Raw genomic sequence first — 25,714 nt, 5'->3', positions numbered from 1 at the left:
CTTTTATGCCAGGGAATCGGTCAGTGACACGCGGGTGGAAACAATCACCCGCCGTGGGCCGGGTTTACCGGATATACACTGGAAAAGCCGATCGCAGCTTTTGATCCCCAGTTCGTAGGTCGGCACATCAATTCCGCCCGGTGCCGGAGATAAAATAAACGACAGCGTTTCATTGCTGTATCCGACCACCGCCAGCTGCTGTGGGATCTGAATATCGGATTCATATGCCGCACGATACAGGCTCACCAGCTTCATGCTGTCGGTAGCGAAAACGGCATCCGGACGCGGCTCCATGGCAAGCAGTTTCTTCGCCGCCACCAGCGCGGTTTCATGGGTATAACCGCTGTCGATTACCCACTCTTCGCGCACTGGAATGTGGTGCTGGTTGAGGCTCTCTTTATATCCCGCCAGGCGATCAACGGAAACGTGATAATCCAGCGGGGCATGCAGGCAGGCGATATTATTATGCCCGCGAGAAATCAGGGCGTTGGTCAGGGAAATGCTGTCCTGATAATTATCGGTATCGACGGAATAGACGTTTTGATAATCCCCTTCAACTTTACCAATCACCACCACCGGAATTTGATAATCATCGATCCGCGTGAAAAAGGATTCATCGGCTGGCGAGCTCAGCATAATGATCCCTTTGATCATCTTTTGCCGTATTTTGCTCTCGCATTTAAGCAAGTCATCTTCCGTACTGCGCGAGGTCTGTAATATCACATCAAAACCTTCTTCCTCGGCACGAGATGTAATGGCATGCAGCACTTCAGCGAAGAAAGGATTACCGGCCGTGGTTTTGGTTGAACGCGTGGAAATGACCATAATGGCATCAAAGCCGGAGGACGTTAACGCCCGGGCAAGCTTATTCGGCTGATAATTAAGATCCTTAATCGCTTTCTGCACTTTTTCCAGCGCCTCGGGCGAAATATTGGTTTGATTATTCAGTACGCGCGAGACGGTAGATTTTGAAACACCAGCAACCCTGGCAATATCATATATGGTCGGTGACATACACCTGTCGAGCTCCATCGTAGAGTCAATCTGCTGCATCTTACTGGAGAAAAAGCCTGAAATACAGCGAAGTGCGGTTGATAATTCTCTTAACGGACCTCATGTCATGTATCCTGAAGGACAGGTGAGATACGGAAAAACGGGATGGCGATGAAGCGACTCAAAAGCGAATTCAATGCACTGGTCAACCGCGGCGTAGACAGACATCTGCGCCTGGCGGTGACCGGGCTTAGCCGCAGCGGGAAAACAGCGTTTATTACCGCGATGGTTAATCAACTGCTGAACCTGCACGCAGGTGCGCGTTTGCCGCTGCTGAGCGCGGTACGTGAAGAGCGCCTGCTCGGTGTCAAACGGGTGCCGCAGCGTGATTACGGCATCCCGCGTTTTACCTACGATGAAGGCCTGGCGCAGCTGTACGGCACGCCGCCGACGTGGCCGACGCCGACGCGCGGGGTGAGTGAAATCCGCCTGGCGCTGCGTTTCCGCTCCAATGATTCCTTACTGCGCCATTTCAAAGACACCTCCACGCTGTATCTGGAAATCGTCGATTATCCGGGCGAATGGCTGCTGGATTTGCCGATGCTGGCGCAGGACTACCTGAGCTGGTCGCGACAGATGACTGGACTCCTGACCGGGCAACGTGCCGAATGGTCGACGCGCTGGCGTCAATTGTGCGAGGGACTTGATCCGCTGGCCCCGGCAGATGAAAACCGTCTGGCGGAAATCAGTCAGGCGTGGACCGAATACCTGCACCTCTGCAAACAGGAAGGGCTGCACTTTATTCAACCAGGGCGCTTCGTGCTGCCGGGTGAGATGGCGGGTGCGCCTGCACTCCAGTTCTTCCCGTGGCCGGATGTCGATGCGGTGGGCGAGGCTCGGCTGGCACAGGCGGACAAACACACCAACGCTGGCATGTTACGCGCGCGTTTTGACTACTACTGCGAACATGTGGTTAAAGGCTTCTATAAAAATCACTTCCTGCGCTTCGACCGCCAAATTGTGCTGGTCGACTGCCTGCAACCGTTGAACAGCGGGCCGCAGGCGTTCAACGATATGCGCCTGGCGCTGACCCAGCTGATGCAAAGTTTCCATTACGGGCAGCGGACCCTGTTTCGCCGCCTGTTCTCGCCGGTTATCGACAAACTGCTGTTCGCCGCCACCAAAGCCGATCACGTCACCGTCGATCAGCATGCCAATATGGTTTCGCTGCTGCAGCAGTTAATTCAGGACGCATGGCAAAATGCGGCCTTTGAAGGCATCAGCATGGACTGTCTGGGGCTGGCGTCGGTGCAGGCGACGCAAAGCGGGCTGATTGACGTTAACGGTGAGAAAATCCCTGCGTTACGCGGCAACCGTCTGAGCGATGGCGAACCGCTGACCGTCTATCCCGGCGAGGTTCCGGCGCGTTTACCGGGCCAGGCGTTCTGGGAAAAGCAGGGCTTTCAGTTTGAAGCCTTCCGCCCGCAGGCGATGGACGTCGACAAACCGCTGCCGCATATCCGTCTGGATGCGGCGCTGGAGTTTTTGATTGGAGATAAATTGCGATGAGCGAACCGTTAAAACCGCGTATCGATTTCGCCGGGCCGCTGGAAGCGGACAAAATGGAACATCTGCGTGGCGCGCAAACTTTTGAACAGAGCCAGGCTGAGAGCTTTGCGCCGGCGGTGGTGGATGACGGCCTGGAAGGCGACGGGCAGGCTGAAGCCGTCGTTGAAGCGGCGCTGCGCCCGAAACGCAGCCTGTGGCGACGGATGGTGACCGCCGGGCTGGCGATTTTTGGCGTTAGCGTGGTGGCCCAGGGCGTACAGTGGACGATGCACGCCTGGCAAACCCAGGACTGGGTGGCGCTCGGCGGTTGTGCCGCCGGGGCGTTGATCGTCGGGGCGGGCGTGGGATCAGTGGCGACGGAATGGCGGCGATTATGGCGCTTGCGCCAGCGGGCGGAGGAGCGCGATGAAGCACGCGATCTCCTGCACAGCCACGGCACCGGCAAAGGGCGGGCGTTCTGTGAACAGCTCGCGGCGCAGGCCGGTATCGACCAGTCCCACCCGGCACTCCAGCGCTGGTATGCGGCTATTCATGAAACCCAGAATGACCGGGAAGTGGTCACGCTATACGCCCATCTGGTTCAGCCGGTGCTGGACGCGCAGGCGCGGCGTGAGATAAGCCGTTCCGCTGCCGAATCGACCTTAATGATTGCCGTCAGCCCATTGGCGCTGGTGGACATGGCGTTTATCGCCTGGCGCAACCTGCGCTTAATCAACCGTATCGCCACGCTGTACGGCATTGAACTAGGCTACTACAGCCGCTTGCGCCTGTTCCGTCTGGTGCTGCTGAATATCGCTTTCGCCGGGGCCAGCGAGTTGGTACGCGAAGTGGGAATGGACTGGATGTCGCAGGATTTAGCCGCGCGTCTGTCGGCCCGTGCCGCGCAGGGGATTGGTGCGGGATTGCTGACCGCCCGTCTGGGCATAAAAGCGATGGAAGTGTGTCGCCCGCTGCCGTGGATTGATAACGACAAACCGAAGCTTGGCGATTTCCGCCGCGAGCTGATTGGGCAACTGAAAGAGACCATCAATAAACGGCCTTCTTAACGGAAGGCTGTACCCAATTTCCCTTGTCGCTTTGTGCGTTAATCCAGCGAGTTTACGGCAAGCCGCCTGATTTTCCGCCATACTGTCAATAATTGTTGACAGCTATCTTCCCGCAGGCCGAGAAGTGGCTTATCATCCATTCGTTATTGGCTATGAGGGTGATACTTCCCATGCGTCTTGAAGTTTTTTGTGAGGACCGCCTTGGTCTGACCCGTGAATTGCTCGATCTCCTGGTGCTGCGTGGCATTGACCTGCGCGGGATCGACATTGACCCCATTGGCCGAATTTACCTGAATTTTGCGGAACTGGAATTTGACAGTTTCCGCACGCTGATGGCGGAAATCCGCCGTATCGCCGGTGTGACCGACGTGCGCACCGTGCCGTGGATGCCGTCCGAACGTGAACATCTGGCGCTGAGTGCGCTGCTGGAAGCAATGCCAGAACCGGTGCTGTCGCTGGACACCAAAAGCAAAGTGGAGCTGGCCAACCCGGCGAGCTGCCAGTTGTTCGGTCAGTCTCAGGATAAACTGCGCAATCACAACGCCGCCCAGCTGATTAACGGCTTTAACTTCCAGCGCTGGCTGGACGGTTCTCCGGTGGAGTCCCACGCCGAACATGTTGTTATCAACGGGCAAAATTTCCTGCTCGAAATCACGCCCGTCACGCTCGAAGGCGAAAATGCGACCCGCGTGCTGATGGGCGCGGTGGTGATGTTGCGTTCAACGTTACGCATGGGCCGCCAGCTGCAAACCATGACCAGTCAGGATGTCAGCGCGTTCAGCCAGATAATCGCCGCCAGCCCGAAAATGCGTCATGTGGTTGAACAGGCGCGCAAACTGGCGCTGCTGAGTGCGCCGCTGCTGATTGTCGGCGATACGGGCACCGGGAAAGATTTGCTGGCCAACGCCTGTCATCTTGCCAGCCCGCGCGCGCAGAAGCCGTATCTGGCGCTGAACTGTGCGTCGATCCCGGAAGATGCGGTAGAAAGCGAGTTGTTCGGCCACGCGCCGGAAGGCAAAAAAGGCTTCTTCGAGCAGGCGAACGGTGGTTCGGTGCTGCTGGACGAAATTGGTGAAATGTCACCGGGGATGCAGGTCAAACTGCTGCGCTTCCTGAATGACGGCACCTTCCGTCGCGTCGGGGAAGATCATGAGATCCATGTTGACGTGCGTGTGATTTGCGCCACCCAGAAGAACCTGGTTGAGCTGGTGCAAAAAGGACTGTTCCGCGAAGATCTCTACTATCGTCTCAACGTGCTGACCCTGAATCTGCCGCCGCTGCGCGACCGTCCGCAGGACATCATGCCGCTGACCGAGCTGTTCGTTGCCCGTTTTGCCGATGAGCAGGGCATTGCCCGCCCTAAACTGGCGGCGGACCTGAACACTGTCCTGACCCGTTACGGCTGGCCCGGCAACGTGCGTCAGCTGAAAAACGCCGTCTATCGCGCCCTGACACAGCTTGACGGTTATGAGCTGCGTCCGCAGGACATTCTGTTGCCGGATTACGACACCACCACGGTGGCCGTGGGTGAAGATGCGATGGAAGGCTCGCTGGATGATATCACCAGCCGCTTTGAACGGTCGGTGCTGACCCAACTTTATCGTAGTTATCCGAGCACGCGTAAGCTCGCCAAACGGCTGGGGGTTTCGCACACGGCGATTGCGAATAAGCTGCGGGAATATGGATTAAGTCAGAAGAAAAGCGAAGAGTAAGTGAGATGCCGCCTTCAGCGATGAAGGCGGCATTTTTTTATCAGGCTTTCAGCGCGTTCAGCGCGGCCGTGTAATCTGGCTCGTTGGTGATTTCGTTCACCAGTTCGCTCAGTACCACGTTGTCATTTTCATCCAGAACGATGACAGCGCGAGCAGACAGGCCTTTCAGCGCGCCTTCTGCGATACCTACTCCATACTGCTGCAGGAATTCTGGCGCACGCAGGGTGGACAGGGTAACCACGTTGCTCAGGCCTTCTGCACCGCAGAAGCGAGACTGGGCGAACGGCAGGTCAGCAGAAATGCACAGCACCACGGTGTTGTTCAGTTCGGTTGCCAACTGGTTGAATTTACGCACGGATGCGGCGCACACGCCGGTATCAATGCTCGGGAAAATGTTAAGCACTTTACGTTTACCAGCGAACTGGCTGAGTGCGACGTCGGAGAGATCCTTGGCAACCAGTGTGAATGCTGGTGCTTTGGTGCCCGCCTGCGGAATGGAGCCCTGAACGGAAACGGGGTTGCCCTGGAAATGCACAGTTTGTGACATGATTATCTTCCTGTTTACATATAGTTAACGTCGCCGCTAGTGTATGACATCCACTGTTAACACGGCAAATCCTTTTAGTGCGGGTAAATCGCGCTGATCAATCGAGGTGCAGGGAATGAGAAGTTTGAGAGTGTACGAAGAAGCCTGGCCGCTGCACACGCCGTTCGTCATCTCGCGCGGGAGCCGCAGCGAGGCGAAAGTGGTGGTGGTCGAAATTGAAGAAAATGGCGTCAAAGGCGTGGGGGAATGCACGCCGTATCCCCGCTATGGCGAAAGCATTGCTTCGGTGATGGCGGAGATTGTCAGCATTGGCGAACAGCTTGAGTCAGGCCTGACGCGTGAGGCGCTGCAACAACGGCTTCCGGCTGGGGCTGCGCGTAATGCGGTGGACTGCGCGCTGTGGGATTTGCAAATGCGTCAGACGGGTCGCTCACTGGCGCAGTTGGTGGGCAGCGAATTGGCCTCGAGCGTAACGACGGCGCAAACCGTGGTGATTGGCACCCCGGACCAGATGGCGAACAGCGCAAAAGCCCTGTGGGATAAAGGCGCGCGCCTGCTGAAGGTGAAACTGGACGACCATCTGATCAGCGAAAGAATGTTCGCCATTCGTGCCGCGGTGCCCGAGGCGACGCTGATTGTCGATGCCAATGAGGCCTGGCACAGCGATGGGCTGGCGGCACGCTGTCAGCTATTGGCGGACCTTAGCGTGGCGATGCTCGAACAGCCGTTACCGGCTGCTGAGGATGGGGCGTTGGCGAACTTTATCCATCCACTGCCGATTTGCGCCGATGAAAGCTGTCACTCGCGTGAAAGCCTCGCCCGACTGAGCGGTCTCTACGAGATGGTCAACATCAAACTCGACAAAGCCGGGGGCTTAACCGAGGCGCTGGCGCTGGCGGCGGAAGCGAAAGCGCAGGGGTTCGGGCTGATGCTGGGCTGTATGCTGTGTACGTCGCGCGCGATTAGCGCCGTGTTGCCGCTGACGCCGCTGGTGCGCTTTGCCGATCTGGATGGTCCGACCTGGCTGGCGGTGGATGCCGAACCCGCATTGCATTTTGACGCCGGTACGCTATACCTGTGAGGGTGACCATTTATTTTTAAACGAAATCAGGCACAAAACGATTATCCATCATTTGAGCTGCGCGTTTAGCATACGGCTGTCACGACTTTGAAGGTGTAGAAAAGATGATTGACTGGGAAGACGATAGCGTCGCAACGCAAGAAGTGTTAATCAAGCAACTGATTGATACTGTAGGTATTGTTGTGGTTGTTGCTGTAGTAATAGCGGTTTTTTGCCTCATCTAAAGCACCAACACAGCGAAGAAAAACCCGCACTGCGTGAGCCGTGCGGGTTTTTTTGTCGCTATTTGGACGTCGTAGACGCCACCTTAGATTCAGGATGCCAGTGCAGGAGCGCGGTCATCGCCGCCAGGTATTTCTCGCTGGCCTCGTCGGAGGAAATCGGCGGGAACTCGGCGGTGATACAGTGCAAACCAATATCCGCACACCAGCTGCCAAACGAGCCCGGCGTGGCATAGCCGACGCTGGTCACCAGCGGCAGTTCGAAGGCGTCCGCCAGCCATTTACCGAGCGCGGTTTGCTGCGGGTCTTCAATACAGGCCAACGGGTCGTGGAACGATACCACCCAGGCCGGATGAATTTTGTGGATCAGCTGACACAGCGCATTGGTTTCCGGTTCTGACCCCGGTTTCTCGCCGGTCAACAGCACCACGTCGCGGCTCTCGGCGGAGCTGTTCCAACGGTAGACCGTTTCTCCGGCCTTCCAGTTCGCCGCCGGGAAATTGCGATTGAGATCGACGCCGTTGGCGTTAGCGCGCAGGCCTAACTGGCAGCCGTCCGGATTGACCGTCAGCACCACATGATGACGGCGAAGGTCGGAGGCGAGGGTGCGCAGCGCACAGGAGAGGGTGACGATCGATGAGTTTTCATCGCCGTGGGTGCCCGCAATGATTAATCCGCTGTTATGATCGGCTATTGGCGCGGGAAACCAGATCAGCGGCGCACCCAGTAAGGAGCGGCCATAGTGTTGAGTGCCCGGCGGAAACGCGCCGCGCAGTTGGCGTGGTCGGGTGGAAGACATGCTTGATCCTGCTTTATTGTGTTGTTTCTGGCAGTGTTGTTTAAAAACTATCGATAATCAAACAGTTTCCTTTAGGCCGTATCTGAAACCTTTTCGCTATATCCTTCAACATTTCGCCACAAGTCGTTTGCAATTCTTCCTGCTGAAACAAATAATTACCGACTACGTTGGTTGGGTCATTTGAATCAAGGGGATCCCATGAAGTTTCCTGTATCGTCTATCTGTTTTGCGCTGGCGCTGAGTGGCGTGTCTTCTCTTTCTTTCGCGGCTGATGTTCCGCAGGGAACCGTTCTGGCGCAACAACAGACGCTGGTTCGCCACATCAAGGATGAACCGGCCTCGCTGGATCCCGCGAAAGCAGTGGGATTACCCGAGATTCAGGTGATCCGCGATCTGTTCGAAGGTCTGGTCAATCAGGACGCGAAAGGCAATATCGTGCCTGGCGTGGCGACCAAATGGCAGACCAATGACAACCGTACCTGGACCTTTACCCTGCGTGATGACGCGAAATGGTCAGACGGCTCGCCGGTGACCGCGCAGGATTTTGTCTATAGCTGGCAGCGTCTGGTTGACCCGAAAACCACCTCGCCATTTGCCTGGTTTGCCGCGCTGGCAGGTATTACCAACGCACAAAATATTATTGATGGTAAAGCGACCACAGATAAGCTCGGCGTGACGGCGATTGATGCCAAAACCCTGCGCGTTCAGCTCGACAAACCGCTGCCGTGGTTCGTTAACCTGACCGCCAACTTCTCGCTGTATCCGGTGCAAAAAGCCAACGTTGACAGCTCGCCAAACTGGACACGGCCTGGTCAGCTGATAGGCAACGGGGCCTACGTACTGAAAGAGCGTGTGGTCAACGAAAAGCTGGTGGTGGTGCCGAATGCCCATTACTGGGATAACGCGAAAACGGTCATCAAGCAGGTGACGTTTGTGCCAATCAACCAGGAATCGAATGCCACCAAACGTTATCTTGCGGGCGACATTGATATCACCGAATCTTTCCCAAAAAATCAGTATCAGCAGTTGCTGAAAGACATTCCGGGCCAGGTGTATACCCCGCCACAGCTTGGCACTTATTACTATGCGTTCAACACCCAGAAAGGGCCAACCGCCGATTCCCGCGTACGTCTGGCGCTGAGCATGACGATTGACCGTCGCATCATGGCTGAAAAAGTGTTAGGCACCGGTGAGAAACCGGCCTGGCGTTTCACCCCGGACGTGACTGCGGGCTTCAAACCACAACCGTCAGCGGCAGAAAAGATGAGTCAGGAAGAGCTTAATGCACAGGCGAAGACCCTGCTGCAGGCAGCAGGCTATGGCCCGAACCGTCCGTTGAAGCTGACCCTGTTGTACAACACTTCAGAAAACCACCAGAAAATTGCGATTGCAGTGGCGTCAATGTGGAAGAAAAATCTTGGCGTGGATGTGAAGTTGCAGAACCAGGAGTGGAAAACCTATATCGACAGCCGAAACACCGGTAATTTCGATGTGATCCGCGCCTCCTGGGTCGGAGATTACAACGAGCCGTCGACTTTCCTGTCACTGCTGACCTCTGCGCACAGCGGCAACATCTCGCGCTTCAACGATCCGGCTTATGATAAAGTGCTCAACCAGGCGACGCTGGAATCTACCGAACAGGCCCGTAATGCAGACTATAACGAAGCCGAAAAAATCATTGCTGCTCAGGCTCCGATTGCGCCGATTTATCAGTACACCAACGGTCGGCTGATTAAGCCATGGTTGAAGGGTTACCCTATCGAAAACCCGGAAGACGTGGCCTATAGCCGCACGATGTACATCATCAAGCATTAATCCCCATCGTAAAAACAGCTGGCGCGGTTTTCTCCGCGCCAGCTGCCTTTCTAATACTGCTTTACGTTTGTTATTAACGCAGATTCTGCGGAAAATCAGCCGGTAATTCGCTGGCGGCGCAGGCGATGACGCTGTCGTCATCCGGGCCACAGTCACGGACAAAAGTGATGGTGGCGAACTCATCAATCACTTCTGTCGGATAGGCAGGGCCTGCCTCACGATAGGATTCCATCAGTGGAATATGATCGTTCTGGAAACAAACCGTTTTTTCTGGATTATTCATCACCCAACGTGGGAAGAAGATAGTGCCGTGGAACAGTTTATCGCCGAGATTCACAATCAGGCTGACGTCGGTCCCGGTCGGTTCGGTCCATGAGATTTTGTAGGTGTTTTCACCGACGCGGACAATCCATGCATGCTGATCTTTAACCCAACGATTGCCGACCAGACCGCTGTGAATGCGGTAATCGAGGGTAGTACCGTTTTTGACGTAAATCTCGTAATTCCAGCCGTTATCATAGGTATACACCAGGTGTTTGCCGATAAAACCGCTTAAATCATGTTTGTCGAAGGTGCTCATAATGTGTCTCCTTGTTTTGATGAAGTTATCTTAGCTCTTTAAAATTTAGATGAATAACGCTATTTTGTGATGAAATTAATTCAATAATTAGATTATTCATGCAAAAGACAACTCTCGAACAATGGGCAATCCTTGAGAAAGTGATTGATTTGGGCAGCTTCGCCAAAGCGGCAGATGCACTGCACCGAAGCCAGTCCTCGGTCAGCTATAACCTGTCACTGTTGCAAGAGAGACTCGGCGTGACGTTGCTCATTCCACAAGGGCGGCGGGCGGTATTAACCCCGGCGGGTGAACTGCTGCTGAGCCGCGTCAGGCCGTTACTGAACGCATTTTCACACGTCGAAATGCGGGCCGCTGATTTGCAGGATGGCATGCGTAGCCGTTTGAGTCTGGTCGTCGACAGTATTTTTCCGCGCGGGCGGCTGTTCGCTATTCTGCGTAAGTTTCAGCAGACCTACCCACGCATTCAGGTGCAGCTCACCGAGGTGCTGGAGAGTACCCAGCCGGATGCGGAGGCGTTTGCTGAGGCGGATATCATGATTGTCACCCGCCGTCAGGATGTGAATGGGCACGGGGAATGGCTGATGAACATTGATTTTATTGCCGTCGCCCATGCCGATCATCCGCTGTTTACTACCCCGGAATCGTTGACGGAGGAAATTCTGAACCAGTATCCGCTGGTCAGGATTGCCGACAGCCGGGATGTGTCGCTGCCCGCAGGCGATGCATGGACGTTTTCCACCGTAGATGCCGCTATTGAGGCGGTGACCTCCGGGGTAGGCTACGGCTGGTTGCCGCAGGCGCACATTCTGGCCCCGCTGGAGAAGGGCATTCTCAAGCCCTTACCGCTGAGCCACGGGGCACGCCGGGCCACACCGTTACACCTGATTATCCGAGAAGAACAGCTCTCGCCCGACGAGGTGATGAATCATTTTTTGGACCTGCTTAAGGAATAATCTAAAACCCTTCTCGAGATGTGGATAAACGCGCGACTGCCGTCTACGCTTAGTGAAGTATCCTGTATCAGGAGGGGATATGTTGACGCATTCTGAAGCCAAACGATGGGCCGCTATCATGCTTAAATCCGCGCTTTGCGATGGTATGAACGCAGAAGAGATATTCAGGCAAGTACATCTGGTCTGCGATAAGCATGGGAAGGAGTGCCTTGAGGAGTTGATTGAGGAAATTCTGGTGGAAGCGGGGCGCATTGGCCCTCAGCATAGTTCTGGTGAGTACAAGCACCATTAACGCCACCTGTGCATAAAACCGCCTGCGTTATGTGAGGCGGTTTTTTTGTACTGCGGCAAGCACTGTCGTGACGCTGTTATTTTTACTGCTCTCAATTTGCGCCAGAAGCTGCGGGATCTCCTTGGCGGGCAGCGCTTTGGCAAACAGGAAACCCTGTAAGTAGCCGCAGCCGAGACTGGTTAACAGCTGCTGCTGGTCCTGCGTTTCAATCCCTTCCGCAACCACATTCATGTTCATTGAATGGGCGATATCAATAATCGTGGCCACGATCTTGACGTTTTTACTGTTATCGCGGATATCACGCACAAAACTTTTGTCTATTTTCAGTTCGCGGGCGGGCAAGTTTTTCAGGGTCAGCATGTTCGAATAACCGGTGCCGAAATCGTCGATAGAGACGGTGATGCCGATACGATTAAAATCGTTGAGGATAGTGATGCTGCGATCGAGGTTACGCAGGGCGGTACTCTCCGTCAGCTCAATGGTCAGACGCGACGGCGGTACAGCGTGGCGAGCCAGCGCGCCACAAATGGTGTCGTAAATGTCGTGCTGCTCAAATTGCGCAGCGGAAAGGTTAATCGACAGACCCCAGTCCGTATGGCCCTGGTCACCCCAGTGGCGCAGCTGCATACAGGCCTGGTCGATAACCCAATAGCCGACGGAAATCATCAGCCCCGTTTTCTCCAGAGTGGCAAGAAAGACCTCGGGCAACAAAACGCCCTTCGCCGGATGACGCCAACGGAGCAGGGCTTCAAACCCGAAAATGGTCTTGCTCCTGGCGTGATACTTCGGCTGATACCATAGCTCAAACTGATCCCGTTCCAGCGCCTGGGTCAAATCCTGAAGAAACTCTGCGCCTTCCCAAGCTTTATGAACCATTTCAGGATGATAAATCGCCCAGCCGTTACGACCTTGCTGCTTAATGTTGTACATTGCTGTATCGGCGCGAAGCTTTAGTTCCTGTAACGTTCTGCCGTGTTCCGGGAACAGACTGATGCCCGCGCTGAGCGAGACCTGGAGCATTTGCCCGGCCTCATAAAATGGGCGACGAATGCACTCCACCATGCGGGTGGCTAAATCTTCGATGTCGCCATGATCGGCGTCCGGCACCAGCAAAATAAACTCATCGCCGCCCAGTCGGGCGAGGGTCATTTTCGGTGTCAGGCAGGCGCTGATACGGTTGGCGACGGAAACCAGCAGATGGTCACCGACGTGATGGCCCCAGGCATCGTTCACCAGCTTGAAACGATCGAGATCCATGAAGATTAGCGCAAATGGCGTTTGGGTAAGCTGAGATTGTTGCAGGCAGGCTTCGAGGCGCATATCAATCTGGCTGCGGTTGGCCAGCCCTGTCAGCCCATCAAATCGTGCCTGTTGTTCCAGCTGCCGATTGAGCTGCTGTAGGTTTTCGGTCAGGCGATGAGTCCGCAGCTGCGAATCAATCATCGAAATAATCAGCATCACCCCGAGGATTGCCAACGTCGTCGCTGAGACCCAGATGGATAGCCCGAGTTCACTCACACCGCCGTTCATGTAATGCCCGCTGTCTTCAAATTCTGCCGCGCTCATGCCGGTGTAGTGCATGGCGGCGATAGCAATACCCATCGCTACGGCGGCCATCATGCGATTTATCAGCACGCCTTTGCTGTTAAGCCGCAGTCTGAAGGCCAGCCACAGGCCTACGCCGGAGGCAATGATCGCAATAACGACAGACAGGACCACCAGCCCATAGCTCCAGCGAATAGTGTCTTCCATCATCAGTGCCGCCATGCCGACATAGTGCATCGTCACCACGCCGCTACTGAGGATAGCGGTGGCGAGGCACAGGCGCAGCAGTGATAAGACATTGCCGTTGACGGCAATATTAATCGATAGCGTGGCGGCAACAATGGCTACCAGCAGTGAAATGGTGGTGAGGGTAAAATCGTATTGCATCATCATGGGCATTTTCATCGCCAGCATGCCAATAAAATGCATCGACCAGATACCAATACCTAAGGTGGCTCCTCCGGCGAAACGCCAGAAAAGCGCGGCATTTTTATTGCAGGCGGCAATTTTCGCCGCACTGTCGAGCGCAACAAATGAGGAAATAAAGGCAACTAAAAAAGAAATGCCGACCAGAACCGGGTCCCACGAAACGTACAGCATCATGCAATCCACGTATTTTCAAAGTTGTTAAAGTAATGTAACAGCAAATTCCAAAGCGATGCCATGAAATAAAACAGAAGAAAGGGGGTATTTCCTTCGATTGATTTTACACCGCTCGTTTTTTCTCAAAGCGGTTACCTCAGCGTGCAAAAAATACTCTGATATTTAAGTGTGACTGCAACTCACCTGTAGCGCCAATAAAATCTCGTGCTCTTTGTGAAGGTTTCGCTGTGAGAATCTCCCGTCCTGTGGTCTGAATACAGTCTATTTTAGAGTATTCCACCTATATTAAACGGTTTTTATAGATAAATACTTTGCTAAAGCCAAACTCTCCATTTTTAACCATGAAGATTAATTTCTCACGGCAATCATATTGAATTAGCGAAGGCAGGTGCTATAAACATATAACCCCTCCGAGTATCTCTGTGAGTCTGATTATGTTAAGAAATATTAGTGTCAGAACCTTCATATTGATGTTTTTACTGGCAACTTTCTTAATCATTGATGTTTTAGCGCTTTTATTATCCGCCAGCGTAGCGATAATGGTGATGTTTAATATCGGCTGGCTGGTGGCAATATCATTATTATGGCTTTATATGACCAAATATCTGGTGACGCCAATTAATGCAGTGAAAAGAAGCATTGATGAGGTGACATCGGGGAATTTGTCTGTGTATATCCCTGAATTTGGAAATAACTGTGCCGGGCGTTTAATCCCGGGCATTAATAGTTTATCGAGCAATATCTCGACATTGGTGTCAGAAATTCGCACGTCGTCGCAGACCGCAATGACGCTGTCTGAGCAACTGGCAAACCGAAGCGCGGAGTTATCGGTGAAAACCGAGCAACAATCTGCCACCCTGATGCAGACGGCGTCCAGCATGGAAGAGATTGCCGCCAGCACCAAAAACAATGCCGAAAATACCCGTCTTGCCAGTGGCCGTGCGGGCGATGCCACACTGTGTGCGCGCAGAGGCGGCGAACTGATGGGGGATGTGGCCACTAATATGCAATCCATTACCGACTGCGCACGTCAAATGACCGAAATCATCGGCATGATTGATGGTATTGCATTCCAGACTAATATCCTGGCGCTGAACGCGGCGGTGGAAGCGGCGCGGGCGGGCGATCACGGGAAAGGTTTCTCGGTGGTGGCAGGGGAAGTTCGTAATCTGGCGCACCGCAGCGCGGAAGCAGCAAAAAGTATCAAAACCCTGATTAGCGTCACCAGCGATAACGTGACCCAAGGGGCCAGCATTGTAGCCGAGGCTGAGAAAAACATGCAGGAGATAGTGTCTGGTTCTGGCCTGCTGAGCAATCTGATGGAACAAATTTCCTGCTCAACGTTGCAGCAGGAAAAAGGCATTGAACAAATTACCCTGGCGCTATCGGAACTGGAAAAGGTGACCCAGAGTAACGTTGCGGTGGTGGAAGAACTGGCCGGTTCGTCGGATGTATTAAAACATCAGGTGGTGGAATTGCAGACCCGGACGCGTAATTTCCGGCTTGGCAATGAAACCCCGGCGGCAATCACGCCTGCCGGACCCTCAAAACCAGTCCCTGTTGCCGCCGCCAGCGGTGACCAAAACTACTGGCACTCATTTTAATATCACCTGAAAGTCATTCCGCGGGTCTGCATATGCAGGCCCGTTTTAATTTATGCCCCGGCCATTTCATCTCCGCTAACGATTTGCACATTGCGCTGCGAGTCCTCCTGCCAGATAATTCTGCTTTCGTGAATAAATTCAGTGCGATGCCCAGGCAGTGTTTTGCGTATTAGTTTCACGGGGCTAGAATTCATTGCATAAGCAAATGATTAATGGAGGCGTTGTGGAAGCCATTAGGGGAGCTGATGTGAACGTACCAGATGCCGTATTTGCCTGGATGCTGGACGGTAAAGGCGGGGTGATACCGGTGCATGACGATAGGGTTATCGATAAAGACAACCCCTGCTGGTTACATCTCAACTATACCCAGCCTGAAAGCGCAAAGTGGCTGGCCAGTACGCCGTTGCTGCCGAACAGCGTGCGCGATGCGTTAGCAGGGGACAGTCTGCGCCCACGCGTGACCCGGGTCGGGGAAGGCACGCTGATCACGCTGCGCTGCATTAACGGTAGCACCGATGAACGGCCCGATCAGCTCGTCGCCATGCGTGTGTACATGGATGAACGCCTGATTATCTCAACGCGTCAGCGAAAAGTGCTGGCGCTGGACGACGTGGTGAAAGATCTGGAAGAGGGCACTGGCCCCACGGATTGCGGTGGCTGGTTGGTGGATGTGTGTGATGCACTGACCGATCACGCCAGCGAGTTTATCGAAGAGCTGCACGATAAAATTATCGACCTTGAAGATAATCTGCTCGATCAGCAAATTCCCCCGCGCGGTTTTCTGGCGCTGCTGCGCAAACAGCTGATTGTCATGCGCCGTTATATGTCTCCGCAGCGCGATGTGTATGCGCGCTTATCCAGTGAGCGTTTTCCGTGGATGACAGACGATCATCGCCGCAGAATGCAGGACATTGCCGACCGTCTCGGTCGCGGGCTGGATGAGATTGACGCCTGTATCGCCCGAACGGGCATCATGGCCGATGAGATTGCGCAAGTGATGCAGGAATCGCTATCCCGCAGAACTTACACCATGTCTTTGATGGCGATGGTGTTTCTGCCCAGTACATTCCTGACCGGGTTGTTCGGCGTCAACCTCGGCGGGATCCCCGGTGGCGGCTGGCAGTTTGGCTTCTCGCTGTTCTGTATTGGGTTAGTGGTGTTGATTGGGGGTGTTACGTGGTGGTTACATCGCAGTAAATGGTTGTAAAAAATCAGATTTATGCTTGCTGGCAGGCCAAAAACGCCGCTAAATTTGAGCGAGGTCAATAAACAATCTACCTATTCAGGGCAATATCTTTCTCGCAGGTGAATGCAACGTCAAGCGATGGGCGTTGCGCTCCATATTGTCTTACTTCCTTTTTTGAATTACTGCATAGCACAATTGATTCGTACGACGCCGACTTAGATAAGTCGGCTTTTTTTTTGCCTCCGGCTGTCCAGCTTCTACCCTTAAGAGTACACCCGACGACCTGGAGGCAAACATGACGTGGCGACTGAGCGACCCGATTCCGACCGATCCTGTTCCGGTGCCTGACCCTATTCCCCGGCCACAGCCGATCCCCGATCCCCCCCTTGATCCCGATCCGCATCCGATTATCGACCCGCCGCCTTATGCGTAACGCGGGGACATAAAAAAAGCCCTCGAAAGAGGGCTTCATCATTATTCAGCTGCAGACTTATTTGATTTCGACGATATCCAGGCGATTTGCCATGACGTCGTTTTCTTCCTCTTCTGGCTGCCATCCCGCAGGCTGCAAAGGGATCTCTTCCCGGTCAAACGCCAAATCACCGCCGTTCACGACTTCTGCGCCGTGTTGCAGACCTTTAAAGTCGAACAATTCGGTATCGCACAGGTGAGAAGGCACAACATTCTGCATCGCACTGAACATGGTTTCAATACGGCCCGGATAACGTTTATCCCAGTCGCGCAGCATATCGCCAATCACCTGGCGTTGCAGGTTTGGCTGCGAGCCACACAGGTTGCATGGAATAATCGGGAATGCTTTCGCCTGCGAGAAGCGCTCGATGTCTTTCTCGCGGCAGTAGGCCAGCGGGCGAATAACAATGTGCTTCCCGTCGTCGCTCATCAGCTTCGGCGGCATGCCTTTCATTTTTCCGCCGTAGAACATATTGAGGAACAGGGTTTGCAAAATGTCGTCGCGATGGTGCCCGAGGGCGATTTTGGTCGCGCCCAGTTCGGTAGCAGTGCGATACAAAATGCCACGGCGCAGACGAGAGCAGAGGGAGCAGGTGGTTTTACCTTCGGGGATCTTCTCTTTAACGATGCCGTAGGTGTTCTCTTCGACAATCTTGTATTCAACGCCGAGATTCTCGAGATACGCTGGCAGAATGTGTTCCGGGAAACCAGGCTGTTTCTGATCGAGGTTAACCGCCACCAGGCTGAAATTGACCGGGGCGCTCTGCTGTAAATTGCGTAAAATTTCGAGCATCGTGTAGCTGTCTTTGCCGCCTGACAGACACACCATAATGCGATCGCCTTCTTCAATCATGTTGTAGTCGGCAATGGCTTCGCCCACGTTACGACGCAGACGTTTTTGAAGTTTGTTCAGGTTATAAGTTTCTTTTTTGCTAATTTCTTGATTTTGCGACATTTAATGATGGCTCTGGTCGTAGGTAAATGGCAGCCAGCGTCAGGAGCACTGACGAACATCTGGATTCATGATGGATTGTAGCAATAATCTGCGGCTGCCCTATCGATAATCTGGCGTGTATGGTACGGATTACAGCGCCGAATGCCAGCGTGATTTCTGTCGCAACGGATTTAGTTGCCCGGTTTTTTGCTTTCACTGACCGGCATCATCAGTTCTTTCAGCAGGGCGTAACGTTGCGCAGGCGTCAGGTAAAGCGGGCCAAGGCCGTGGCAATTGGAATGTTCATTCAACCAGGCACTTTTGAGGTTGCGTAACCAGGTGTGGACACTATTCATGATTTTATCTCCAGTTGGGATAAAACCACTGTAGTGCAGTAAAACCGGAAGAAAAACGGATAGTATTAAAAATAGACTTCCGGGTTTGCGCAATATACTCCACGTTGCGCAAAAAATAATCGCTCGGCAGGGCGTTTTATTCATTTTGTGCGGTGGAAATAGCCGCCTCGCATTTGAGCGCTGTTACATTTAAATCAGCCGTTTCTTACAGATGAGACATTCCTGAGGAACTTGTGGGGATATTTACGGTCATCGCTGAAATAAGGGATAAAAAAACCCGCCGGTGAGGGCGGGTGTATATTACAACACAGTGTGCCGAAATTAGAACTGGTAAACCAGACCTAAAGCAACAACGTCATCGGTGTTGATGCCGTTATTGTTGGTGAAGGTGTTGTCATCCAGCAGGTTGATTTTGTAATCAACGTAGGTGGACATGTTTTTGTTGAAGTAGTAGGTCGCACCAACAGAAACATATTTCAGCAGATCCTGATCGCCAGCGGAAGTCCCGTCGATGTTGTTCAGGTTCTTACCTTTAGACTGGAGGTAGGACACTTCCGGACGCAGACCGAAATCGAACTGGTACTGAGCAGTCACTTCGAAGTTCTGCGTTTTGTTCGCAACGGTAGTATCCTGGTCACCATATGGCGTCATGTTGCGGGTTTCAGAATACATGGTCGCCAGGTAGATGTTATTGGCGTCATATTTCAGACCAGCAGTCCATGCGTCAGCTTTATCGCCGCCGGCAGTTGAGTAGTTGATCTGGTCGTTAGTACGGTCAGAAGACGCATACGCAGCAGCTGCGCTGAAGCCTTCGCCGAAGTCATAGGTGGTGGAGATACCCCAACCGTCGCCGTTCGCATTTTTCAGGTTACGGCCATTGTTGTTGTTGGTACCTTCGCCAGAACCTGGGTTCTCGTTCTTGCCCTGGTACTGAACAGCAAAGTTCAGGCCATCAACCAAACCGAAGAAGTCGCTGTTACGGTAGGTTGCGACACCGTTAGCACGGCCAGTCATGAAGTTGTCGGCTTTGGAATAAGAATCGCCACCGAACTCTGGCAGGACGTCGGTCCATGCTTCTACGTCGTACAGAACGCCGTAGTTACGACCGTAGTCGAATGAGCCGTAGTCGCCGAATTTCAGACCGGCGAAGCCCAGACGAGTCCATGCCTGATCGCTAGAGCCCTCGGTGTTGTTCGCCTGAACGTTGTATTCCCACTGGCCGTAACCGGTCAGCTGGTCGGTAATTTGAGTTTCACCTTTGAAACCTAAACGGATGTAAGACTGATCGCCGTTTGCACCATTGTTATCGGAGAAGTAGTGCAGACCATCAACTTTACCGTACAGGTCGAGTTTGTTGCCGTCTTTGTTATAGATTTCTGCCGCGTGAACAGCGCCTGCGCTTAATAATGCAGGGATAACGAGTGCCAGTACTTTTCTTTTCATTTTAATAATCCTTTAAGCTGTTTTTATGCTCTGCCTTCCTTAAGGGAAGTAGGGCCATGCTAATGGAGAGATATCTAAAGAAGGTAAGATTCAATTGTTACTATATGAGTAAATTCTGCATAAAATAATTCAACTGTAATCTTGATTGATTCGGTGAATGTGTTGGTGTGATTCATTTGCGGTGGGAATTATACACACAAGATAAATCCGGATATGATGCGCGCGTTATATGCCTATATTGTCACGCAAATAGTTATGTTGCTGTGTGTCGTTATATGATTTCTATATTTGTCAATATTCAAATGACAAGCCCGAACAATTGTTCGGGCTTTTTTTATTTAAAAATAAATAAACGAGTGACGGTTAATCGCTGGCTGATTTTTCCGCCTTACCTGCCATCTGCGCCAGGAAGTCGTAGCGTTTTTGCAAATCAGCCGCCGCATCTTTCCACAGCTGCTCGGCAACCTCAGGCTGCTGCGCATTCAGACGACGGAAACGTTGCTCTTTCATCAGCGTGTCGGCGAGGGCATCTGATGGCGGACGTGAATCCAGTGCCAGTGGGAGTTTGCCTTCATCGACCCGACGTGGATCAAAGCGATACAGCGGCCAGAAGCCGGTAGCGGTGAGCTGGCGCATCTGATCGTGACTCAGGGCCAGGTCATAGCCATGCTCCTCGCACGGACTGTAGGCAATGATCAGCGACGGGCCTGGATACGCTTCCGCTTCCTGAATGGCTTTCACCGTCTGGTTGAGCTGCGCGCCCAGCGATATTTGTGCGACGTAGACATGACCGTACATCATCATGCTCACACCCAAATCCTTACGCGCTTTACGCTTGCCGTGCTCACCAAACTTGGTCACAGCCCCGAGCGGTGTCGCTTTCGATGCCTGACCGCCGGTGTTGGAATAACACTGGGTATCAAGCACCAGAATGTTGACGTTTTCGGTCAGGCTCAGCACGTGATCGAGGCCACCAAAGCCAATGTCGTAGGCCCAGCCGTCGCCGCCAATCAGCCAGATCGATTTCTCAACCAGCGCATCGGCATCGGTCAACAGTTCGACAGCCTCGTCCACGCCCTGTAGGTGCTGACGTAACGCTGCAACCTGCTCCCGACGCGCGTCCGGCGTAGCGTCAGCATGTAAAGCCTCGTTCAGATCGGCGGGCAGTTTATCGGCGAAGGTCTCGAGCAGCCGCATTACGCGTTGCCGATGCTGATCGACCGACAAACGGAATCCGAGGCCGAATTCAGCGTTATCTTCGAACAATGAATTCGCCCACGCCGGGCCGCGACCGTTAATGTCGGTGGTATACGGGGTGGAGGGCAGGTTGCCGCCATAAATAGATGAGCAGCCGGTGGCGTTGGCAATCATCATTCGGTCACCATACAGCTGGGTCAGCAGCTTGATGTACGGCGTTTCGCCGCAGCCGGAACAGGCACCCGAGTATTCGAACAGTGGGGTGATCAGCTGTGAGGTACGAATATCGATGCGTTCCAGTTTGTTTTTGTCAATTTCCGGCAAGTCGAGGAAGAAGTCATAATTCACTTTTTCTTCTTCGACGTGCTCAAGGCGCGACATCATATTGATGGCCTTGATCTCAGGATCCTGACGGTCTTTCGCCGGGCAGACTTCGACGCACAGATTACAGCCGGTGCAGTCTTCCGGAGCCACCTGAAGGACGTATTTCTGCCCGCGCATATCGCGGGACTTCACGTCCAGCGAATGCAGGCTGGCAGGGGCGTGTTCCATCTCCTCAGGCGAAACCACTTTGGCGCGAATGGCCGAGTGCGGGCAGGCCGCGACGCAGTGGTTGCACTGGGTACAGAGATCCTCTTTCCAGATAGGAATTTCTTCGGCGATATTGCGTTTTTCCCAACGGGTGGTGCCGACCGGCCAGGTGCCATCTGGCGGCAGGGCCGAAACGGGAAGTGCATCGCCCAGTCCCGCCAGCATGGCGGCGGTCACGGTTTTGACAAAATCAGGCGCGGCATCGGAAACCACCGGCGGACGATTCGGGCTATTCGTATCAACCGGCTGGAGTGTCACTTCAGCCAACAGTTCGCGCGCCATTGCCAGCGCCTGCCAGTTACGCTCAACCAGCTCTTGACCTTTACTGCTGTAGCTTTTGGCGATCGCGCCCTGTAGTTCGACCAGCGCACTGTCGCCGGGCAGAATTTGCGTCAGCTGGAAGAAAGCCATCTGCATCACGGTATTGATGCGTGCCGCCAGACCGCATTCACGGGCAATTTTGGCGGCGTTGACCACGTAAAATCGGGCCTGTTTCTGATTGAGTACCGCCTGAACTTCCTGCGGCAGACGCGACCACACCTCATCGGCGCTGTACGGCGTATTGAGCAAGAAAATGCCGCCGGGTTTCAGCCGCTCTGCCATCGGGTATTTGTCGATAAACTGCAACTGATGACAGCCGACAAAATCAGCCTGCGATACCAGATATGCTGAGCGCACAGGCTGCTCAGACACGCGTAAATGCGACACCGTCAGGCCACCGGCTTTTTTCGAGTCATACACGAAATAGCCCTGGGCGTACCACGGCGTCGAGTTACCGATAATTTTGATGTTGTTCTTGGTGGCTGACACGCTGCCGTCGCTGCCCAGCCCGTAAAACAGCGCTTCAAGTTTGGCGGTGGACGGCAGGGTGTTTTCTGGCAGCGGCAGGGAAAGGTTAGTCACATCGTCGTAAATGCCGACGGTGAAGCGCGGTTTAGGTTTGGCAGCGCTCAGCTCATTGAACACCGCCAGCACGCAGTCCGGACCAAACTCTTTCGATGAGAGGCCATAGCGGCCGCCGATCACCCGAGGCAAGGTTTCACGCTCGCCGCGATTAAAGGCTTCCGCCAGGGCGGTCATCACGTCGAGATACAGCGGTTCGGCGTGTGCACCTGGTTCTTTGGTACGGTCCAGGACCGCGAGGGTTTTTACGCTGTCCGGGATCGCTGCCAATAGATGCTCCGCGGAGAACGGACGATACAGACGTACTTTCAGCACCCCGACTTTCTCGCCACGGGTCAGCAGTTCATCGACCACTTCTTCACAGGTGCCGATCCCGGAACCCATCAACACGATGACCCGTTCGGCCTGCGGATGCCCGTAATACTCAAACGGTTTGTACTGGCGACCGGTCGCAGCGGCGAAATCGTTCATTGCCTGCTCAACGTGGGCGTAAACCGCGTCGTACCACGGGTTGGTCGCTTCACGCGACTGGAAATAGGTATCCGGATTGGCGGAGGTGCCACGGATAACCGGATGCTCCGGGTTCAGGGCGCGTTCACGGTGCGCGTCAATTTCTGCCTGAGGCAGCAGATTGAGAATAGTGTCATCCGCCAGCGGCACGATTTTGTTGATTTCATGCGAGGTGCGGAAACCATCAAAGAAATGAATGAAAGGCACGCGGCTTTTGAGGGTGGCGATATGCGAGATTAGCGCAAAATCCTGCGCTTCCTGCACATTGGCGGCGCTGAGCATCGCACAGCCGGTTTGACGAATCGCCATCACGTCGGAGTGATCACCAAAAATCGATAGCGCGTGTGTGGCCACGGTTCGCGCGGCGACGTGCAGCACAAACGGCGTCAATTGACCGGCCAGTTTGTACAGAGTTGGGATCATCAACAACAATCCCTGGGAAGAGGTAAAGGAGGTGGAGAGGGCACCGGTCTGCAACGCGCCATGCACTGCAGCAATTGCTCCTGCCTCGGATTGCATTTCCACCACCCGAGGCACATCACCCCAGACGTTTTTCAGTCCGTTCCCCGCCCAGGCATCGGCTTGTTCTGCCATCGTTGAGCTGGGGGTGATCGGGTAGATGGCGATCACTTCGCTGGTGCGGAACGCCACCGAGGCGCACGCGCCATTACCGTCGGTTGTAATCATGTGACACCCTTACATTGCGCAAGAAAAGGGACCCGTGATACGTCGACGAGTCCTGTAGTTATCCTTCTATTTTAGCAAAGCACGGGAAAAGCCATTTTTGCTTTTGTGTCCTTGATGATTGTTTGACCCGTGAAGAGATCAATTAAACGCCATTAAATTGCCAGCAAATGTTTCAGAACGATGAAATGCGCGCCTCGTCTCTCGACGGCAGGCCGCTTGCTGCCTATTATGAACAGGTTTTGCGAATGTATATGACGGGGGAATGAAAAGAATGCGAGCAGCTTTTTGGGTAGGGTGCGCGGCACTGTTGTTATCGGCATGCAGCAGTGAACCAGAACAGCAGGCCACGGCGGCACACGTCACGCCAGGAATGCGTGCGGCAATGTCAGGTTCCGGGCAGGCGAATTGCGCGATGATTGGAGGGGCATTATCGGTAGCCCGTCAGCTTGACGGTTCCGCTATCGGGATGTGCGCATTACCCAATGGCAAGCGATGCAGCGAGCAGTCGCTTGCCACCGGAACCTGCGGTAACTATTAGTTCATCAGATCGGCGAGCTTATACACCAGCGAATCATTTGACGTGGCTAACGTTAACTGGTTTTCGGTGAGGTCAACCTGCACACCATCGTGCAGCATCGCGCTCAGGGTACTGTCCAGCTGATTCAGCTGCGGATCGGTACACATCATGCGGGTCATGGCCAGATTTTTCACTTTCAGCTCGCCGTCAGACAGCTTTCCTTCCCCGGTAAACTGATTACACATGTTGCCGGAGATATGCATTTTTTCGCCAAAGCTCAGTTCGAGTGGCTTTTGACTGGTTACATTGTTACCGTTCACACTTTCCAGCACAAAACGATGGTGCTGAAGCTGCTCCGGCTGGGTCGTCACTTTGCTGGTGGACACGCAGCCCGCCAGCATCATTCCTGTAGCCAGCAGCGCTACGCTCACTTTCTTATTGTTCATTAGATATTCACCAAATAAATAATTCTGAATCAGAATGACACTCTAGTCTGAGGCGTGTGACCAGGGCTTATCTGAAAATGCTCCCCGAGGGCGGGGAGCAAGAATGGTTAAACCAGTGCGTTCGGCGTAGCGTCGCCGTTATCGATCAGGCGCAGGTTTTCCAGCGTGGTTTCTGAAATGCTGGTCAGCGCTTCGGCGGTCAGGAACGCCTGATGACCGGTAAACAGCACGTTGTGGCAGGCTGACAGGCGACGGAACACGTCATCCTGGATAACGTCGTTCGACTTATCTTCAAAGAACAGATCGCGTTCGTTCTCATACACGTCCATCCCCAGCGCGCCAATTTTCTGATTTTTCAACGCTTCAATCGCCGCCTGCGAATCAATCAGGCCGCCGCGACTGGTGTTGATCACCATCACGCCGTCTTTCATCTGTTCGAACGCGTTGTGGTTCAGCAGATGATAGTTTTCTGGCGTCAGGGGGCAGTGCAGGGAGATAACGTCCGACTGCGAGAACAGGGTGGGCAAATCGACATATTCAACGCCCAAATCCAGCGCGGCTGCGCTCGGATACGGATCGAACGCCAGCAGCTTCATGCCGAAGCCTTTCAAAATACGCAGTGTGGCGACCCCGATTTTCCCGGTGCCGACCACGCCCGCTGTTTTACCGTGCATAGTGAAGCCGCACAGACCTTCCAGCGAGAAGTTGGCGTCACGGGTGCGTTGATAGGCACGGTGAATACGACGGTTCAATGACATCATCAGGCCAATGGCATGCTCGGCGACGGCTTCCGGCGAATAGGCCGGAACGCGAACCACGCGCAAACCGAACTCTTTCGCGGCATCTAGATCGACATTATTGAAGCCCGCGCAGCGCAGGGCGATGTACTTCACACCCTGTTTTTTCAGCTCTTCCAGGACCGGGCGACTGCCGTCATCGTTAACGAAAATACACACCGCGTCGCAGCCGTTAGCTGTTTTGGCGGTTTTCTCGCTTAAAAGGAAGTCGAAAAATTCAAGTTCAAAGCCAAATGCATCATTAACATCTTGCAGATACTTTTTATCGTACTGCTTTGTGCTGTAAACTGCGATTTTCATAAGACTTTTCTCC

The 25,714-nt window shown here is 53.9% G+C and carries 22 protein-coding genes; 11 read left to right on the top strand and 11 right to left on the bottom strand.

The genetic code is table 11. The annotated features are described in order from the left end of the window. Positions 1 to 3: 3 nt before the first annotated feature. Positions 4 to 1,014 (bottom strand): LacI family DNA-binding transcriptional regulator, encoded by a 1,011-nt coding sequence (locus SIK69_RS19705; protein ID WP_319630166.1) that lies wholly within the window; start codon positions 1,012 to 1,014, stop codon positions 4 to 6. Positions 1,015 to 1,164: 150 nt separating this feature from the next. Here SIK69_RS19705 and SIK69_RS19700 point away from each other — a divergent pair, with 150 nt between their 5' ends. The 3 genes from SIK69_RS19700 (at position 1,165) to tyrR (ending at position 5,320) form a co-directional block, all read left to right on the top strand. Next, on the top strand, positions 1,165 to 2,562 hold the full coding sequence (locus tag SIK69_RS19700; RefSeq protein ID WP_319630167.1) for a YcjX family GTP-binding protein: 1,398 nt from the start codon (positions 1,165 to 1,167) through the stop codon (positions 2,560 to 2,562). After that, positions 2,559 to 3,608, top strand: coding sequence for a TIGR01620 family protein (locus tag SIK69_RS19695; protein ID WP_319786878.1), 1,050 nt, complete (start codon positions 2,559 to 2,561; stop codon positions 3,606 to 3,608). The genes SIK69_RS19700 and SIK69_RS19695 overlap by 4 nt, the downstream gene beginning before the upstream one ends. Positions 3,609 to 3,778: 170 nt before the next feature. Beyond that, entirely contained in the window at positions 3,779 to 5,320 is a 1,542-nt protein-coding gene (gene tyrR, locus SIK69_RS19690) for a transcriptional regulator TyrR (RefSeq protein WP_319630169.1), read from the top strand. Positions 5,321 to 5,360: 40 nt separating this feature from the next. On the opposite strand, the gene tpx is transcribed toward tyrR, so the two are convergent. Beyond that, the gene (gene tpx, locus SIK69_RS19685) at positions 5,361 to 5,867 is read right to left on the bottom strand and encodes a thiol peroxidase (protein ID WP_319630170.1); all 507 of its coding nucleotides are present in this window, start codon (positions 5,865 to 5,867) and stop codon (positions 5,361 to 5,363) included. A 115-nt stretch (positions 5,868 to 5,982) separates the two neighbouring features. Between tpx and ycjG the strand changes: the two genes are divergently transcribed. Beyond that, a complete protein-coding gene (gene ycjG, locus SIK69_RS19680; protein ID WP_319786877.1) occupies positions 5,983 to 6,948 on the top strand; it encodes an L-Ala-D/L-Glu epimerase in 966 nt (321 codons plus the stop codon). A 282-nt stretch (positions 6,949 to 7,230) separates the two neighbouring features. Here the strand turns inward: ycjG and mpaA are convergent, their stop codons facing one another. Further along, positions 7,231 to 7,968 carry a murein tripeptide amidase MpaA gene (mpaA, locus tag SIK69_RS19675; RefSeq protein ID WP_319630172.1) on the bottom strand — a complete coding sequence of 246 codons (738 nt, stop codon included), beginning with the start codon at positions 7,966 to 7,968 and terminating at the stop codon, positions 7,231 to 7,233. A gap of 198 nt (positions 7,969 to 8,166) precedes the next feature. On the opposite strand from mpaA, the gene SIK69_RS19670 reads away from it, so the two are divergent. Beyond that, positions 8,167 to 9,783 carry a peptide ABC transporter substrate-binding protein gene (locus SIK69_RS19670; protein ID WP_319786876.1) on the top strand — a complete coding sequence of 539 codons (1,617 nt, stop codon included), beginning with the start codon at positions 8,167 to 8,169 and terminating at the stop codon, positions 9,781 to 9,783. Positions 9,784 to 9,856: 73 nt separating this feature from the next. On the opposite strand, the gene SIK69_RS19665 is transcribed toward SIK69_RS19670, so the two are convergent. Next, positions 9,857 to 10,366, bottom strand: a complete 510-nt coding sequence (locus SIK69_RS19665) for a phenolic acid decarboxylase (RefSeq protein ID WP_319630578.1) — start codon at positions 10,364 to 10,366, stop codon at positions 9,857 to 9,859. Between the two features lie 95 nt (positions 10,367 to 10,461). On the opposite strand from SIK69_RS19665, the gene SIK69_RS19660 reads away from it, so the two are divergent. Both SIK69_RS19660 and SIK69_RS19655 read left to right on the top strand, forming a co-directional pair. Then, positions 10,462 to 11,319, top strand: a complete 858-nt coding sequence (locus tag SIK69_RS19660) for a LysR family transcriptional regulator (protein ID WP_319630174.1) — start codon at positions 10,462 to 10,464, stop codon at positions 11,317 to 11,319. Positions 11,320 to 11,398: 79 nt separating this feature from the next. Next, entirely contained in the window at positions 11,399 to 11,611 is a 213-nt protein-coding gene (locus tag SIK69_RS19655; RefSeq protein WP_319630175.1) for a hypothetical protein, read from the top strand. 27 nt (positions 11,612 to 11,638) lie between these two features. Here SIK69_RS19655 and SIK69_RS19650 read toward each other — a convergent pair whose 3' ends face one another. Next, entirely contained in the window at positions 11,639 to 13,756 is a 2,118-nt protein-coding gene (locus SIK69_RS19650; protein WP_319630579.1) for a putative bifunctional diguanylate cyclase/phosphodiesterase, read from the bottom strand. 542 nt (positions 13,757 to 14,298) lie between these two features. Here SIK69_RS19650 and SIK69_RS19645 point away from each other — a divergent pair. The 3 genes from SIK69_RS19645 to ynaL all read left to right on the top strand — a co-directional run bounded on the left by SIK69_RS19645 (position 14,299) and on the right by ynaL (position 16,982). Next, on the top strand, positions 14,299 to 15,363 hold the full coding sequence (locus tag SIK69_RS19645; protein WP_374941379.1) for a methyl-accepting chemotaxis protein: 1,065 nt from the start codon (positions 14,299 to 14,301) through the stop codon (positions 15,361 to 15,363). Between the two features lie 223 nt (positions 15,364 to 15,586). Continuing rightward, a complete protein-coding gene (gene zntB, locus SIK69_RS19640) occupies positions 15,587 to 16,570 on the top strand; it encodes a zinc transporter ZntB (RefSeq protein WP_319630177.1) in 984 nt (327 codons plus the stop codon). 274 nt (positions 16,571 to 16,844) lie between these two features. After that, positions 16,845 to 16,982: a proline-rich small protein YnaL gene (gene ynaL, locus SIK69_RS19635; protein ID WP_319630178.1), complete on the top strand. Its 138-nt coding sequence runs from the start codon at positions 16,845 to 16,847 to the stop codon at positions 16,980 to 16,982. A 57-nt stretch (positions 16,983 to 17,039) separates the two neighbouring features. On the opposite strand, the gene ttcA is transcribed toward ynaL, so the two are convergent. The 4 genes from ttcA to nifJ all read right to left on the bottom strand — a co-directional run bounded on the left by ttcA (position 17,040) and on the right by nifJ (position 23,641). After that, complete coding sequence (gene ttcA / locus SIK69_RS19630; protein ID WP_319630179.1) at positions 17,040 to 17,975, bottom strand: tRNA 2-thiocytidine(32) synthetase TtcA; 936 nt, start codon at positions 17,973 to 17,975, stop codon at positions 17,040 to 17,042. A gap of 170 nt (positions 17,976 to 18,145) precedes the next feature. Continuing rightward, entirely contained in the window at positions 18,146 to 18,310 is a 165-nt protein-coding gene (locus tag SIK69_RS19625; RefSeq protein ID WP_319786874.1) for a hypothetical protein, read from the bottom strand. 321 nt (positions 18,311 to 18,631) lie between these two features. Further along, a complete protein-coding gene (ompC, locus tag SIK69_RS19620) occupies positions 18,632 to 19,753 on the bottom strand; it encodes a porin OmpC (protein ID WP_319786873.1) in 1,122 nt (373 codons plus the stop codon). Between the two features lie 363 nt (positions 19,754 to 20,116). After that, positions 20,117 to 23,641 (bottom strand): pyruvate:ferredoxin (flavodoxin) oxidoreductase, encoded by a 3,525-nt coding sequence (gene nifJ / locus SIK69_RS19615; RefSeq protein WP_319630182.1) that lies wholly within the window; start codon positions 23,639 to 23,641, stop codon positions 20,117 to 20,119. Positions 23,642 to 23,912: 271 nt separating this feature from the next. Here nifJ and SIK69_RS19610 point away from each other — a divergent pair, with 271 nt between their 5' ends. Beyond that, the gene (locus SIK69_RS19610) at positions 23,913 to 24,179 is read left to right on the top strand and encodes a putative hemolysin (RefSeq protein WP_319630183.1); all 267 of its coding nucleotides are present in this window, start codon (positions 23,913 to 23,915) and stop codon (positions 24,177 to 24,179) included. Here SIK69_RS19610 and hslJ read toward each other — a convergent pair. Together hslJ and SIK69_RS19600 are read right to left on the bottom strand one after the other, a co-directional pair. Next, on the bottom strand, positions 24,176 to 24,604 hold the full coding sequence (gene hslJ, locus SIK69_RS19605) for a heat shock protein HslJ (RefSeq protein WP_319630184.1): 429 nt from the start codon (positions 24,602 to 24,604) through the stop codon (positions 24,176 to 24,178). The two genes, SIK69_RS19610 and hslJ, sit on opposite strands and share 4 nt — an antisense overlap. Before the next feature lie 107 nt (positions 24,605 to 24,711). After that, positions 24,712 to 25,701 (bottom strand): 2-hydroxyacid dehydrogenase, encoded by a 990-nt coding sequence (locus SIK69_RS19600; RefSeq protein ID WP_319630185.1) that lies wholly within the window; start codon positions 25,699 to 25,701, stop codon positions 24,712 to 24,714. Positions 25,702 to 25,714 lie beyond the last annotated feature (13 nt).

Source organism: Scandinavium lactucae, assembly GCF_033843265.1.
Taxonomy (GTDB): domain Bacteria; phylum Pseudomonadota; class Gammaproteobacteria; order Enterobacterales; family Enterobacteriaceae; genus Scandinavium; species Scandinavium lactucae.
Note: the sequence above shows the minus strand (reverse complement) of the source record. Positions and strands in the feature narration are given on the sequence as shown.

Bases quoted from the DNA above. Each gene is read 5' to 3' on its own strand.
- SIK69_RS19705 (WP_319630166.1), bottom strand. From the start codon at position 1,014: ATGTCACCGACCATATATGATATTGCCAGGGTTGCTGGTGTTTCAAAA.
- SIK69_RS19700 (WP_319630167.1), top strand. From the start codon at position 1,165: ATGAAGCGACTCAAAAGCGAATTCAATGCACTGGTCAACCGCGGCGTA.
- SIK69_RS19695 (WP_319786878.1), top strand. From the start codon at position 2,559: ATGAGCGAACCGTTAAAACCGCGTATCGATTTCGCCGGGCCGCTGGAA.
- tyrR (WP_319630169.1), top strand. From the start codon at position 3,779: ATGCGTCTTGAAGTTTTTTGTGAGGACCGCCTTGGTCTGACCCGTGAA.
- tpx (WP_319630170.1), bottom strand. From the start codon at position 5,867: ATGTCACAAACTGTGCATTTCCAGGGCAACCCCGTTTCCGTTCAGGGC.
- ycjG (WP_319786877.1), top strand. From the start codon at position 5,983: ATGAGAAGTTTGAGAGTGTACGAAGAAGCCTGGCCGCTGCACACGCCG.
- mpaA (WP_319630172.1), bottom strand. From the start codon at position 7,968: ATGTCTTCCACCCGACCACGCCAACTGCGCGGCGCGTTTCCGCCGGGC.
- SIK69_RS19670 (WP_319786876.1), top strand. From the start codon at position 8,167: ATGAAGTTTCCTGTATCGTCTATCTGTTTTGCGCTGGCGCTGAGTGGC.
- SIK69_RS19660 (WP_319630174.1), top strand. From the start codon at position 10,462: ATGCAAAAGACAACTCTCGAACAATGGGCAATCCTTGAGAAAGTGATT.
- SIK69_RS19655 (WP_319630175.1), top strand. From the start codon at position 11,399: ATGTTGACGCATTCTGAAGCCAAACGATGGGCCGCTATCATGCTTAAA.
- SIK69_RS19650 (WP_319630579.1), bottom strand. From the start codon at position 13,756: ATGCTGTACGTTTCGTGGGACCCGGTTCTGGTCGGCATTTCTTTTTTA.
- SIK69_RS19645 (WP_374941379.1), top strand. From the start codon at position 14,299: ATGGTGATGTTTAATATCGGCTGGCTGGTGGCAATATCATTATTATGG.
- ynaL (WP_319630178.1), top strand. From the start codon at position 16,845: ATGACGTGGCGACTGAGCGACCCGATTCCGACCGATCCTGTTCCGGTG.
- ttcA (WP_319630179.1), bottom strand. From the start codon at position 17,975: ATGTCGCAAAATCAAGAAATTAGCAAAAAAGAAACTTATAACCTGAAC.
- SIK69_RS19625 (WP_319786874.1), bottom strand. From the start codon at position 18,310: ATGAATAGTGTCCACACCTGGTTACGCAACCTCAAAAGTGCCTGGTTG.
- ompC (WP_319786873.1), bottom strand. From the start codon at position 19,753: ATGAAAAGAAAAGTACTGGCACTCGTTATCCCTGCATTATTAAGCGCA.
- nifJ (WP_319630182.1), bottom strand. From the start codon at position 23,641: ATGATTACAACCGACGGTAATGGCGCGTGCGCCTCGGTGGCGTTCCGC.
- SIK69_RS19610 (WP_319630183.1), top strand. From the start codon at position 23,913: ATGCGAGCAGCTTTTTGGGTAGGGTGCGCGGCACTGTTGTTATCGGCA.
- hslJ (WP_319630184.1), bottom strand. From the start codon at position 24,604: ATGAACAATAAGAAAGTGAGCGTAGCGCTGCTGGCTACAGGAATGATG.
- SIK69_RS19600 (WP_319630185.1), bottom strand. From the start codon at position 25,701: ATGAAAATCGCAGTTTACAGCACAAAGCAGTACGATAAAAAGTATCTG.